This is a genomic window from Coriobacteriia bacterium (assembly GCA_013334745.1).
Taxonomy (GTDB): domain Bacteria; phylum Actinomycetota; class Coriobacteriia; order Anaerosomatales; family JAAXUF01; genus JAAXWY01.
In genome coordinates, this window is record JAAXWY010000057.1 from 1 (window position 1) to 13,610 (window position 13,610).

Here is a 13,610-nt window from a genome sequence, read left to right on the forward strand (position 1 = left end):
CATCGCGCGCACAGACCGAGTAGGCGTACGCGGTGGAGGTGGCAAGGCCTGAGTCGAGGTAGGAGGTGCCCGTCACAAGGGCCCCGTTGATCTTGACCCCGTCGCGGTAGACGTCGTAGCCGGCCAGATCGGACTCGGCGTTGGCCGACCACGAGACGCTCACGCGGTTGGCACCTTGGGCGGAGCCGGAAAGACCTGCGGGGATGGCGGGTGCGATGTCGTCTGTGGGAACGGCTGAGAACTCGGGTGACTTCTCGCCCTCGTTACCGGCGGCGTCCAGGGCGGACACGGCGAAGTAGTAGCGCGTGTCGGTGAGAAGGCCTGAGAGGTTCGCTGCGGTCAGCGTGGTGGTGGTCACCGAGTCGTAGGTGCCTGCCGAGATGCCGCGGTAGAGCTTGTAGCCGGTCACACCGATGTTGTCGGTGGCGGGGGTCCAGGACAGACTCAGTGCGCCGCCCTGGTCAGCGGCCACGTCGGCTGCGATACCGGCGGCGGGGCTTGTTGGCGGTGTGGTGTCGGGAACCGGGTCGGTGATACCGGCGGCATCGTAGCGGAGCTCGTCGAGCCAGAAGTTGCCCGAGGTCGAGGCGGAGAAGGCCAGACCGCCCGTGCGGGTGACGGTGGCAGACCCGCGCATGGGGATGTCGTAGGTGGCGGCAGTCGCGCTCTTCAGGCCCGTCCAGGCATCTGAGCTGTTCTTGCGCGTCGACAGTGTGATGGTCTGGTTCGAAAAGTCATGGGTGATGCGGTACTGGGTCCATCCGGTGCTCTGTGTGCCGACGACGTTGTAGCCCAGTGCGTAGCCGGCAGGCAGTGCGGCCTTGGCCATGTTGACCTGGATGGTGCCGTCGGCGGCCAGGAGCACGAGGTGGGAACCGTACGTGCCACCGGCTGCGATGTTGTCGTAGAAGCGGCGGGGGGTGGTCGTGGTTTCTTGGTACAGCCAGAAGCGGATCTCTGAGCCGTCGGCTGTCATGGAGGCGCTCTGTGACTCGGCGACACCGGCGAAGGACGCCGATGCCGGTCCTTGGATCCAGGCCGACTGCGTGCCTGCCGCTGCGCGCGTGTTGTCGTACTCGCGACGCAGCGTGGTGCCGACGTTGATCCACGGCGGGGTGGACAGTGCGGCTGCGTCGGTACCGGCCTCGAAGCCGGCGTCGACGAGCGTGCCGTCGCCTGCGAAGACGGGGGCCGCGAACACCAGAGCGAGAATCACCGAAAACGCGAAAAGTGCGTACGACGCGATCCGTCGAACGCGAGCCGAAGCTCCCCCGAGCCCACCCATATGTGAATCCCCTTCTGTCGGGTGAGTACAACCCGGAGAAGGGAACCGCCCTGGCAAGAGGCCAACGAAGGGGCGAAAACACCGCATCGTACGGCGCAACCACCCACACGTTCCTTCACCGGGCCGGTCTCACCACTGGCTCCCCGACGTCACACTAGGTGACCGAATCATGACGCCGGATCATTGCCTCCCAAGTTCAGACAGAGTAGCCGCCACCAGCCGCGCAAGCAAACTTCAGACTGCGGCGAAGTGACGGACGTCACATCAGATTCGGAGAACCTGTGGAGACCGCGTGCGGCAGGTCTCAGGGTCGCGCTCCGGCGGTGAAGTGCGGCTAGTACCACTTCCCGAAGACACTCTGATACTGCGCCAGATCGGCGTCCCATCGTGCGGCGTAGGGCGCCGACCGATTGTCGGGCAGGTCGTACTCATCCCGAAGGTAGCGTGCGAGCCACGTTGACGCCTTGGCTGCTCCCCAGAAGTTGAGGTGGTGGGCGTCCTTGTAGTCGGTCTTGGGGTCGAGCTTCGCTTCATCGCGCATCCCGTTCATGTTCAGGTAGTCCACCTCGGGATGATCGGCCGAGAGGTCGGCCTGCAGCCTGTCGAGCAGCAACCGATCACCCACGAACTGCTCGGAGTACGTCGGAGCGGAGAACAACACGAGTCGGGCGCCGCTGCGCTCGCACACGTCCGCGAGCTCGCGTACTAGCACGAGATCCTTCTCGTAGTCGGCCAGCACCACCGCCGTCTTCGTGGTCTCGCCGCTCAGCGGTTCGATCTGAGGCAGATTGATGCCACCGCGGGCGTACGCGAGCGACGAACGCTTGAGGGGATAGAAGTCGTAGCGGGTCAGTTGAGGCCATCGGCTGTGGTAGGCCTGGAGCGGCATCACGAACTCGGGCCATGCGGTGGCGGGGACTGAATCCGCGATCGAAACCAGTCGCGGTATCCCAAGTGGAATGTAGTCCAGGTTGGTGTGGGCGCGTGGAAGGTCCTCGAACGCCGTCCGGCCGCCCACCATGTGTACCTCGAGCATGACGACCTTGGGCTTCTGATAGCGCAGTGCCGTCTTGAGGGACGCCAGCGTCGCCGAGATCACCTGTCCCCCGCCCGACACGTCGGTCGCCGTGATGCCGTTCTCGCGCCACAATTCCAGAGGCGACACGGTGCAGTGGGCGTGCGACGAGCCAAGCACGATCACATCGACCTGATCCTTGAGTTGCCGGACCGCCGGCCACGGGTCGATCGTGCCGTTCGACGGGGTCAGCAACCATGTGAGCGCCCAGAGCATCGCAAAGACCCCGGCCATGAACAGCGCCGAGCGGGCGACGAGGCGAACTCCGTTGTTTGCCGTAGGCAGGCTCATTCACACACCTAGTACTTGAAGTAGAGGAAGTTGGCTGCGTTGTACGCACCGCCGTACGCACCGAACACCAGCACCACGAAGATGAGCGCATAGTACAGCGCCCAGCGATACAGCAACGGCTGACGCCTCACGGCCCCGAGCATGTCGTGCCTGAGCGAGAGCCACTCGGCTAGGAACACGACGGCAGTTCCGATGACGGCGATCGCTATCTCCGTCGCACCCAGCCCCTGCTTCAGCAGGGTGCCGTTGTTGAAGATCCACAACGTAGGCGAGAACATGCGCGCCACGATGTAGAGCGCATCACCGAGAGTCTGGGCTCGGAAGAACACCCACGCGATGGTCACCAGCGTGAACGTGAGCGTCGTCTGGAAGACGCGATGCGCCAACGAATCACGGTCGATGCGCAGGATGGATGTCACTTTGGTGTTCACCGGCTCGAGCAGGCCACCGGCGACCATGTAGAAGCCGTTGAGCAGACCCCACGCGAGATACTGCCAACCGGTGCCGTGCCACAAACCCGAGACAGCGAACACCACGAGCAGGTTGAAGTAGCGTCTCGCCGAGCCCACTCGGCTGCCGCCGAGCGGTATGTAGACGTAGTCGCGCAGCCAGTTCATGAGCGTGATGTGCCAACGGCGCCAAAAGTCGCGCACGCTGCGTGCGAAGTACGGCGCGCGGAAGTTGATCGGCAGTTCGACGCCGAACAGCCGAGCGGAGCCGCGCACGATATCGGTGTAGCCCGAGAAGTCCATGTAGAGCTGAATCGCGAAGAACACCGATGCAACAAAGAGCAGCAGTCCGTCCGTGCTCGCGCTATGCGACCGCGGCGAGGAGTAGACCGAGTTCACGAACGGTGCGAGCCGGTCTGCGACGATCAGCTTCTTGAAGAACCCCCGGCCGATGAGCAGCAGCCCCGAGTTCATCTGGGCGTAGTCGAAGCGATGCCGGACACGTAGCTGCTCGGTGAGTGCCTGGACCTTGGTAATCGGCCCCGAGGTCACCACAGGGAAGAACGAGACCGCAAGCAGGAACAGGAACGGGTTGCGTTCCGGCTTGGTATCGCCGCGATATACGTCGACCACGTACGCGATGGTCTGGAACGTCCAGAACGACATGCCGACCGGCATGATGAGGGCCGAGAGGATCGCTGCCATACCGTCGCCGAACCCGCCGAGCAGCGCGACGCCCCCCGCCGATAGCTGCGCCGCGTACTTGAAGAGCGCAAGCCCGGCCACGAGCAGCACCACGGTGCCACCCAAGGCCGCTTGGCGCAGCGTCAGGGTCGCATCGGGGTCGTCGTCAGCACGGTCTCCCCGTCCGATGAGCAGGCCTGCTCCGTACGCGATGCCGGTCATCACAAGCAGAACGGCCGTGCGCTTCGGCTCGATCAGCCCGTAGAAGCCGAGGCTTAGGAACAGCAGCCACGCAGTGCGGGTGCGGACACCCGGCAGCGCGAAGTAGCTGATCACCGCAAGCGCAAGCAGCACGAGGTATATCCAGGTGGTGAACTGGACGATGCCTGCCAGCGCTCCCAGGTAGTCCGCCGGAGACGTGCTCACGCAGTCGCACCACCAACGGCGCGGGATCGATCAGACATACGACGTCGCAGCGCACGCCACAGCTGAACGCTCGAAGTCCCGCAACCGACCAAACCGCCCGCGGCCAGAATGATCACAGCAGGCATCGCCGTGAAGAAGTAGCGGTCCACAAACAGCGTCGCCGCGTACAGCACCGCGGTATAGATCGGCACACTCGCGATGAGCAGCAACTTTGGCCACCGGAACGAGAACACTCCACCGACCAGTGCCAGCAGCAGCAGAAGTACGTGATACGGCTGCGTCCACTCCTGTGCGAGCGCAAACGCGGGTGAAGGTGCTTCCTCGGGCGGCCCGAAGGAGATGACGGAGTAGCGATTCCGTCGGTCCCACATGGAATACACCTGGCTCTCGGCAACATATGGATCCACGATGACGATTCGGGCCTTCTCGACTCGGCCCATCACGTAGCCGAGCGGATCGGTAGTTAAGGCGCGCTTGAGTCGGAAGTCGGCGACCGCCTCATATCCGTCACCGCCACTCGCCTTGTCCGCATCGAACACTGACTGCTCCTCGCGAGTGAGGGTCGTGCTCATCTCTGCAGCACGGCTGATTCCCAGGCTCGTGCTGAGCGGGACGAACCGGTGATAGAGCATCGCATTGCGCGCCCACCACGGGCCCATGATCATCAGGAATCCGAGCAACGCCCACAGCGTACAGCGAGCGATCGCTCGCCAGTCCCCGAATCGCCGTATCGCCAGCCATATCACCGGAATCGGCAACCAGAGCACGTAGATCGGCCTCAGCATCACAAGAACCCCGCCGAGCAGGCCGAAAGCAAACACGTCCCTGGCACGAAGCCGAGACTCGCTATCCACCATCGAGACGGCCGACAGCGTCAGCAGGCCGAGAACGAAGGCCGCGAGCGTCTCCATCAGTGCGACAGATGACGCCCATGCCAGCGGCAGGTACAGAGCCGCCAGCACTCCAGCGACGGCCGCGAGAGCCTTCCCGGCAACCCGGTCGGCGCACTCTGCCGTGACCCCAGCGGTCATGACCGCAAGAAGATACTGCATGGCGAGCAGCAAGGGGTGCATCGCGTTGACGGCGGTGACGATGTTCGCATCGCGCGAGGCTAGGAGATTGAAGGGTACGAGGAAGACAGCGTAGCCGGGCATCTGCCAAGCATCCGCACCCGCAGACATGGCCGTACTGATCCCCGTGCTGAACACCCCATGCAGGAACAGCCGCCGGGCTGCGGCAGCATACGCCAACGAGTCGGCAAACATCGCCGGGGTGGCGTACAGGTTGACGGCGACGCGGAAGGTGATCGCCGCGAGCATCATCGCCAGAATTGCAGGCAGGTGGCCTGCCAGTCGATCACCCAGCCGCCCGTCTTGGGCAAAGGCGGCGATGGCAAGCCACACGAGCGTCGCCATGCCCAACAGAAATGCGAGATCAATGGATGTGGGAACCCAGTACGGCGGAATCCGAAGGCTCAGCAGTTCGGCCTCTGCTTCTTCACTCTCAACGTGGACCGAGTCGGTCGTCGCGCCGGACATGCGCACGCTGGATGCGTCTGCCGGGGCGGATGACATCAGGTCCTCGATAGGTGCTTTCGAGGACAGGCCTATCCCCTCGCCGCCAATCCAAGCCCGCTTCAGTCGATACTCCGCAGGGCCCGGGAGCCGTAGCCCGACACGGGTCGTCGAAGCAGGAATGCGGACGACAGCTCGTTGCAGCACGGGTTCCTCGGGTGGGACGGGTATCCGGAATACCGCGCGCTCACTGCCCGGCCCGTAGAGGCTCACCTCTCGAGTCGGCGGGCTCAGGCCGATGCGCGCGTTTCCGGCCCAGGGGAATCGCAGAAGCGCAATATCGACCTGGCCGGAGGCCTGTATGGGAAGCTCAAGCGCTTGGTCCCCCGCCGCCGAGTTTGCCAGAGCATTCTGGCTGTAGGTCCAACCCTCAGGGCGCGCGATCGTCGCTAGTCCGCTCGGACCGATCGAGGTCAGGTCAGAATCGACCCCTAGGACCCACACTTCTATGCCCTTCGAGCCCTGGTTCTTGCCCCCAGTTGGCACGACGGTGACCGTGACCACGCGGCTCGGTGCCCCGATCTGCGTGACCTGCTCCGGCATGATGGGCCGCGAGCCCCGCATCGTTAAGGGGGTGACCCCCTGGTATCGCACTTCGCCGGAGAGTGGCGTACTACTGACCACCTCGATCGTCAGCGGGATGTCGGGGACTGAAATGCTCTTGACGACAACCAAGGACACCACACTGAGCGTGACGGCCAGAGCGATGCTGGCGGGCGCATTCAGCGACTGCAGGGCGCTGCGAAGCCGAGACAGCGGCTTGCGGTCGTCAGGGCTCACCGGCACCTATCAGCCTGCCCAGCGAGCCGCGGTCACCGGATCGCCGCGCAGCCATTCGATGTAGGCGGTGATTCCGTCTCGGATGTCGGCCATCGGCTCGAAGCCGAAGGCTGCGCGCGCGGCGGCGATTTCGGCGAGGCTGTCACGCACGTCACCCGGACGCGGGTCACCGTGCACGATCTCAACGTCCTCCCCCGTGACCTCGGCCATCATGTCGGCGAGGTCGTTAATGGAGATGCGCGTGGCGCTGCCGAGATTGAACGAGCCGGCGGCTTCCGGCGAGATGCCGGCACGGTAGTTGGCCTGCGCGACATCGGAAACATGCACGAAGTCGCGGGTCTGCTCGCCATCGCCATAGATGGTGACCTGTTCGCGGCGCAGCATGCGCTCGGCGAAGATCGGGATCACGTTGCCGTACGCATCGAAACGCTGGCGAACGCCGTAAACGTTGAAGTAGCGCAGGCACACGTTCTTCATGCCGTAGAGCTTGTTGTAAACGAGGCACATCTTCTCCTCGGCGAGCTTGCTCACGCCGTAGGGAGAGTCGGGGTCCTGAGGATGATCCTCGGCGATGGGAAGCGTCTTGAGCTCCCCAAAGATCCCTGCCGATGACGACGCGACCACACGCTGGATGCCATGCACGCGCGCTGCCTCGAGCACGCGCAGGGTTCCGATGACGTTGATCTCGGAGTCGCGCACGGGGTTGTCGATAGAGCGCGTGTTACCCACGCTCGCGGCGAGGTGGAAGATGACCTGACAGCCGGCGGCGGCCTTGTCGGCGGCGCCTTCGGCAGACACATCGCCGTCGATGAACGTCGCGCCCGGATTGAGGTTCTCGGCGTAGCCGGAGGACAGGTCGTCGAGGATGACGACCTCGTGGCCTTCGGCGAGCAGCAGCTCAACGAGATTGCTTCCGATGAACCCGGCTCCGCCGGTGACGAGTGCCTTCATGGATGTGCTCCTGTCAGATATGCGAGTGAGCGCGCGAACACGCAGTCGCTATGGTACCTGAGTCGTCTCGGCTGACGCGCCGATCCGAATGTCCTTGGCGATGTGCGCATCAACGGTCTTGCTCGTGACGAGCGTGCCGAACCCGGCAACCTCGGGCGTGCCGAAGATACGCGACAGCACGATTCCCGATGTCTTGTACGTGGGGTGCAGGGGGTCCGAGTAGTAGACCATCTCGTCGGTGACAGGCTCGGTTGTCACCGCGTTGTAGCCCGAGAAATCCCACACCGGTGTGATCTGTGTCAGACGTCGCATCCACGTGACGTACTCGTCACCCAGTCCGCGGTCGCGCAACCCCTCGAGCAGCCGGACGTGGATGGGGTTCACGATGACGACGAGTTCGATGTCGTTCTCCCGCGCGATATTGACCATGTTTTGAAGGTCCTCATAGGGCCGGTCGACCATCGTGAACGGCAGGTAGATGCTGGGATCCTTGAGCAGCTCGGTGAGATTGCCCTCGAACGTCTGCGAGCGCGTCTTGCCGGTGCCCGCCACGCCGGCCTTCCTGCCCGCGGCAAGCGTGGCGAAGCTCGCACGCGTCGCGGACTCCGAGAGCGTCGCCGTCATCCAACCCTCGAGCACCCGAGCACGAGTCCACGGCTGCCTCACCTTGAGAACCGATGTCGCCTGACGCTCGCTGAACTCGAACAGGTCGACGATGAGAATCGCCCGCTTGAGCTTGGTGCCGGATGCGATCGCCAGCTTGAGGTTGTCGCGCGCCTCGTCGATGCCCGCCATCGCCATCGCCGCGTTAAGCGCCCGGCCTTCCGTGACCGCCTGCACCTGCCCCGCCGAGTACGACTGCGCGGTCGACTTCCCAAGCATGATGGTGTCGGGGTCGCGGCTAAGGATGTCGCGGGCCACGCGCAGCCGATCCTGATTGAACCGGTTGGGCTTGGCGGCGTTGAAGCCCTGCTTGAGCGGCACTCGCCACATCGAATACGGGTCGACGGCGATGTTGAGCGCCGCGAGGGCAGCGACCAGCGTGCCTGCGATGAGCAGGACCGCGATGTTGAACCGCCTGTACCCGGGTCGGCTCATGGCTAGAACTGGTAGTAGAGGAAGTGCGTCACACGACCCCCCATGTAGAGGAACGGAACGATGAACGCCACCACGATGAACGCAGCCCACAGCGGGCGTGCCTTCATGCGCTCGGCGAGCTCCTGGGTGTTGGGCAGCACCAGCACGAACACGAGCAGGGCGGCGAGAATCGGAACCTGCACGATCGTCGCAGGCGTCCAGGTCGCACCCAACTTGGTGAAGCCGGTGAGCACCGGAAGCCACGCCGAAAGTGCCTGCGACTGCTCCGGCCACGGGTACGCGTGGCGACCGACCATCGCTGCGAAGTAGTCGAGTGCGGCCGCCATCGACGGCGCTCGGAACAGCACCCATCCCGCTACCACCGCGAGGAACGTGATCGGCAGCCCGATGAACCGGGGCAGCGTGCGACCTGCTCGGCGCCACGCGTGGTTGAGCGCGAGCAGCACGCCGTGCCAGCCGCCCCATGCGATGAACGTCCATCCGGCACCGTGCCACAAGCCACCCAGCAGGAACGTGAGGATCAGGTTCACCGTGGTCCGGGTGGGGCCCTTGCGGTTACCGCCGAGCGGGAAGTAGAGGTACTCGCGCAGGAACCGCGAGAGCGTGATGTGCCAGCGCCGCCAGAACTCGACGATCGAGGCCGACTTGTACGGCGAATCGAAGTTCACGGGGATGCGGACGTTGAGCATGAACGCCAGGCCCACCGCCATGTCCGAGTAGCCGGAGAAGTCGAAGTAGAGCTGCATCGTGTACGACAACGCTCCGAGCCATGCGGACAGCGTCCCGAGACCGGCGATGTTCGCGAACGCGTAGTCGGCCCACGGCGCGAGCATGTCGGCGATCATCACCTTCTTGAACAGCCCCACGGCGAAGAACAGACACCCCGTCGCAAACGCCGTGTCGGACCAGCGTCGCAACTCGTCGCCGAACTGCGGGATCACGTCGTCGTGGCGCAGGATCGGACCGGCGATGAGGTGCGGGAAGAACGACACGAACAGCAGGTAGTCGGTGAACGAGTAGCGCTCGGCCTTGCCTCGGGATGCGTCGACGAGGTACTCGATCTGCGTGAACGTGAAGAACGAGATGCCCAGCGGAAGCATCGTCGAGAAGACCGGCAGCGAGGTGCCGAGCACCGCGTTGACGTTGCCTACGAAGAACCCGACGTACTTGAAGTAGCCCAGGAGAATCAGGTCGAGAGCAATGCCCGCGATCAGGAGTGCGCGGCGCTTGCCCGCATCCTCTCCCGCACCGGTGAGCGCTCGGCCCACCGCGAAGTTGAAGACGATCGAGCCCAGCAGGATCGGCACATACCGGATGTCCCAGTACGCATAGAACGCGAGCGACGCGAGCCCGAGAAACGGGACGATCGCCCAACGCAGCTTCTCGATTCGGAAGAGCGCCAGCAAGCCGAGCACGACCGGCAGGAAGAGCAGCACGAAGGTATAGGTGTTGAAGAGCACCTCGCGCTACCCCTGCCCGCGCTTCGCAGCGCGCGCCGCGCGTCGCGCTGCCTCAGCCTCGGTGGGGACGTAATCCCCCACCGCAAGCGGTGACTTGCCGGTGAGCTTGCGCGCGAGGTTGCGCGACCCCACGATCGTGCGCCACAGCCGCTCCTCGCCTATCGCCAGCACAGCGATGTCGCGTACCGATATCTTGCGGCGAGCGCGACCGCGGATGCGCAGCCACGTGCGCTCGACGGCTGCAGGCACGCGATCGACGCCAGCCCGGTTCCACCCGAGCCAGAACGCGGGCCCGCGCGCGCCTGCGCCCTCGCCCGCCGGCGTACCCGCGAGGCACGTCGCGAGCAGCTCGCGCGCGAACGTCTCATAGCTCCAACGGCCCGACGCGATCACGTCGCGATACGCGCGCTCGACCATCTCGGCGCGCACGTCGTCGGCTTTCATCATCGCGAGCACCTCATCGAGGTTGCTGAAGTCAGCCGCGAGCGGGATGTAGTGCTCGCCCGCCGTAAGCGCACCGCCGTACTCGCCCTCGATGAGCACCTGGCAGGTGCGTGTCATCGCCGCCTCGAGATGGCGCGGCCCGAGCAGCCGGTACTCGAAGCTTCCGTCGATACCCGGGAAGCACGCGGTTTCGACCTCGTCGAATCCCGCGTCCGGGTGCCTGGCCACGAACTCGCGCGTGCGTGCGGCGATCGAGCCGTCGCGATCCAGGATGCTCGAGCCGCCCTCCACGCCGATGGTGTATCGGCAGTCGAGCAGGAAGTCGAACCAACTGTCGCCGAGAAGCGCATCGGCCCGGCTGCTCGAGATGTCGGTGACGAGCCCGTACTCGGGCGCGTGCTCGGCGAAACGGCGGCCCACGTCGCCCTTGAGCTGGCCGTGGCGGCCGAAGTTGGGAAACGCGTCCCACGAACGGTAGCCCACGTCTGTGTGGCGCGTGGGGTGTGTGGCGGCGCGCTTCTCCGTTGCAGCGACCGTCTCGGCATCGACGTAGCCGGTGAGCACGGTCCGAAACTCGAGGGAGTCGAGCGTATCGGCACCCTCGTAGATCTGCGCCCAGACGTGAGCGGATGCTGGCGAGAAGACGTGCGTCACGCCGAGCTCGTTGACGACGCGCACGAGCGAATTGGCGTGGATCTGCTCGTCATGAGGCACGAGCGCCTTAGGGCAGCGCTTGTTCGCGAGAAAGGCGATGCGGCGCAGGTGCTCGTCGAACTCCTCGGGCACCCAGCGCACGGCGAGAAACGTGTAGTGGAAGATGACGAGGTCGTAGTCGAGTCGCTTGAGGTAGCCGGGCGCCGTGGGCCACGCCGTGTTCAGGTAGAAGACGTCGTGGTCCGAGTAGCGCTCGAAGCTCGAGAGGTGGCTGGCATAGGTGGAACGCCACATGCCTCCAGCCGCTCTGTGGTAGACCACAAGCACGCGCGCCAACCCGTGACTCCAATCAACTGCGACGACAGCTCGCCTATGATACCGTCACCACCCGAAAGGCGTGCGAGTTGCGTGGCCGCAGCCGCCCGCGTCACCAGACACGAATTGCGAGCGAGCGCGTGAAAGTCGCGATCATCACCCGACATCTCGGCGTACAGCACACGATGGCGTCCACCGCTTTCGTGACCGCGTTCGCCGATGGCTGCGAGCGTATCGGCGTGCGGGTGCGAATCGTCGGCGCGGTGCCGTGGGACGTGGCGTGGAACGCAGGCCCGCTCGCGGGGCACGAGGCGGTCGCTCCCTGGCTCGACGCACCCGCTCCCAAGATGGCCGACACGTGGGACGCGGCGCGCGCCGGCATTCTGGGCGAGACGGTGCCACGCGGTGGCGGCCAGAACTCGGCGTATCCGGACTGGTACTACGAACTGCTGCTTGAGCGCGAACTCAAGTCGTTCGCCCGAGGCGATGACCTCACGCTCGTGGTCTACCCCATCGCCTTCCCTGTGTTGTCGGTATCGCTTCGGGTCGCGCGCCGCCACGGCTGGCGCGTCGTCGTGCAGTCGTGCGAGGCGATGAGCGGTTCGTGGATCGACCAGAACACCAAGGACGACTACATCCGCGCCACCGCGCTCGAAGCCGACGGCGTCTGGGTGCTCTCCGACTTCCTGGGCGACTACTGGCACGAGCGGGGCATGGAGCGCGAGCGTATCGCGGTTCACCCCAACGTGGTGCGCATGAGCGCGTTTGAGACCCCCGCGACACCCGAGCCCAGCACCGCGATCTACCTGGGCAACCTGCAACACAAAGAGATCGAGTACCTCCTCGAGATCTCGCAGATCGTCGCCGCCCGCGTTCCCGGTTACCGGTTGCGGATCTTTGGCGACGCCCTGCCCGAGCGCCGAGCCGAACTCGCCGCCGCCATCGAGTCGATGGGCATCGCCGACAACGTGGTCCTCGAGCAGCCGATCGTGCCCACCCAGGTGCCCGAGACGCTCGCGCACGCACACGTGCTCGTGCTCCCGCGCGCCAGCGGCGAGTTCTCGACGGCAGGCTTCCCCAACAAACTCGGTGAGTACCTCGCGAGCGGACGACCGGTCGTCGTCACCCGCGTGGGCGACATCCCCAACTACCTCACCGACCGCGAGAGCGCGTTTCTCGTACCGCCCGATGACTGCGATGCATTCGCCGAGGCGCTGGCCCTCGCACTGACCGACTCTTCACTCGCCGAGCAGGTCGGTGCCACCGGTAAGCGCGTCGCCGAAGGGCTGCTCGCGTCACCTGTGGTCGCGAACCGTATCGTCGACTTCTGCGCCGAGCTCTCGCTGCGACACCCTCTCACAGAGGGCGATGCTCGCGCCGAGCACTCGCAGGCTGTGTGGCGTGGGCTGAACGCGGCGTTCGAAGTCTCGATCCCGGTGCGCGCCGTGTGGCATCGCGCCAAGACGGTCGTGCGCACGACCGGCTCGCGATTCCTGCACTGGCTGCGCTACGCCCAGACCGGCCACACGCGCGTCGTCGCGCTCAAGATGGCGATCATGCGTGTCCTGCGCGCGGTTGGACTGCGTCCGCCGGAGTAGCGCGAGGGTGCGCGCCTAGCGAGCCGTCAGGCGTGCGCGAAGATCAGCGTCCCACGCCACAGCGAGGATCGCTTCTGCTACCGAGCGCGGGTCGCGATCGGTGATCACAAGGCCATGCGCTCCATCTCCGAGCAACTCCCCTGCTGCCCGCGAGGGGTCCACCGCGATCACTGGGCACCCCGCTGCCCTCGCGGCGACGACCCAGGCGACCTCATCGGCGGCCTGCGTGGTGCCGACCACCACAACGCCGGCGGCTCCCGCGAGATCCGGCACGCCGGCTGAGAGCGGGCGGGTCGCGGATGCGACAGCGTCCTGGCTGCGCACAGCGGCGAGTGCATGCTCGATGAGCGCGACGTCGGCAGCAGATTCCGGATCGATTGCGACGACGAACGCGCTCGCTTCAACGGGGGCAGCGGCCGTCCCGGATCGCTGCGCGCGCGTCGTTGCGGCCGTCTGCCCCAGTGCCGCGGCAGCGTCGGCGGCACGCGCGCCGCGCACACGCTCCAGAGCGCGTGCGCCGGTCTCG

At 65.4% G+C, this 13,610-nt stretch carries 10 protein-coding genes and 1 riboswitch; of the genes, 1 reads left to right on the forward strand and 9 read right to left on the reverse strand.

The window, feature by feature from the left end:
• The 8 genes from HGB10_10955 to HGB10_10990 form a co-directional block, all read right to left on the reverse strand.
• Positions 1–1,285: fibronectin type III domain-containing protein (locus tag HGB10_10955; GenBank protein NTU72318.1), on the reverse strand; the 1,285-nt coding region annotated here is incomplete at its 3' end.
• Between the two features lie 113 nt (positions 1,286–1,398).
• Positions 1,399–1,485, reverse strand: a riboswitch (cyclic di-GMP riboswitch).
• A gap of 134 nt (positions 1,486–1,619) precedes the next feature.
• Complete coding sequence (locus HGB10_10960; protein NTU72319.1) at positions 1,620–2,651, reverse strand: hypothetical protein; 1,032 nt, start codon at positions 2,649–2,651, stop codon at positions 1,620–1,622.
• 8 nt (positions 2,652–2,659) lie between these two features.
• Entirely contained in the window at positions 2,660–4,210 is a 1,551-nt protein-coding gene (locus HGB10_10965) for an MBOAT family protein (GenBank protein ID NTU72320.1), read from the reverse strand.
• Entirely contained in the window at positions 4,207–6,564 is a 2,358-nt protein-coding gene (locus HGB10_10970) for a hypothetical protein (GenBank protein NTU72321.1), read from the reverse strand. The genes HGB10_10965 and HGB10_10970 overlap by 4 nt, the downstream gene beginning before the upstream one ends.
• 9 nt (positions 6,565–6,573) lie before the next feature.
• Positions 6,574–7,515 carry an NAD-dependent epimerase/dehydratase family protein gene (locus HGB10_10975; protein ID NTU72322.1) on the reverse strand — a complete coding sequence of 314 codons (942 nt, stop codon included), beginning with the start codon at positions 7,513–7,515 and terminating at the stop codon, positions 6,574–6,576.
• A 48-nt stretch (positions 7,516–7,563) separates the two neighbouring features.
• Positions 7,564–8,613: a hypothetical protein gene (locus HGB10_10980; protein NTU72323.1), complete on the reverse strand. Its 1,050-nt coding sequence runs from the start codon at positions 8,611–8,613 to the stop codon at positions 7,564–7,566.
• Between the two features lie 2 nt (positions 8,614–8,615).
• A complete protein-coding gene (locus tag HGB10_10985; protein NTU72324.1) occupies positions 8,616–10,073 on the reverse strand; it encodes an MBOAT family protein in 1,458 nt (485 codons plus the stop codon).
• Positions 10,074–10,079: 6 nt separating this feature from the next.
• Positions 10,080–11,465, reverse strand: a complete 1,386-nt coding sequence (locus HGB10_10990) for a hypothetical protein (protein NTU72325.1) — start codon at positions 11,463–11,465, stop codon at positions 10,080–10,082.
• 161 nt (positions 11,466–11,626) lie between these two features.
• Between HGB10_10990 and HGB10_10995 the strand changes: the two genes are divergently transcribed.
• Positions 11,627–13,084, forward strand: a complete 1,458-nt coding sequence (locus HGB10_10995) for a glycosyltransferase family 4 protein (GenBank protein NTU72326.1) — start codon at positions 11,627–11,629, stop codon at positions 13,082–13,084.
• 15 nt (positions 13,085–13,099) lie between these two features.
• Here HGB10_10995 and HGB10_11000 read toward each other — a convergent pair.
• Positions 13,100–13,610: glycosyltransferase family 4 protein (locus HGB10_11000; GenBank protein ID NTU72327.1), on the reverse strand; the 511-nt coding region annotated here is incomplete at its 5' end.

Excerpts from the sequence above, each read along its gene's own strand:
- HGB10_10990 (NTU72325.1), bottom strand. The coding sequence starts at position 11,465 with ATGTGGCGTTCCACCTATGCCAGCCACCTCTCGAGCTTCGAGCGCTAC.
- HGB10_10975 (NTU72322.1), bottom strand. The coding sequence starts at position 7,515 with ATGAAGGCACTCGTCACCGGCGGAGCCGGGTTCATCGGAAGCAATCTC.
- HGB10_10980 (NTU72323.1), bottom strand. The coding sequence starts at position 8,613 with ATGAGCCGACCCGGGTACAGGCGGTTCAACATCGCGGTCCTGCTCATC.
- HGB10_10960 (NTU72319.1), bottom strand. The coding sequence starts at position 2,651 with ATGAGCCTGCCTACGGCAAACAACGGAGTTCGCCTCGTCGCCCGCTCG.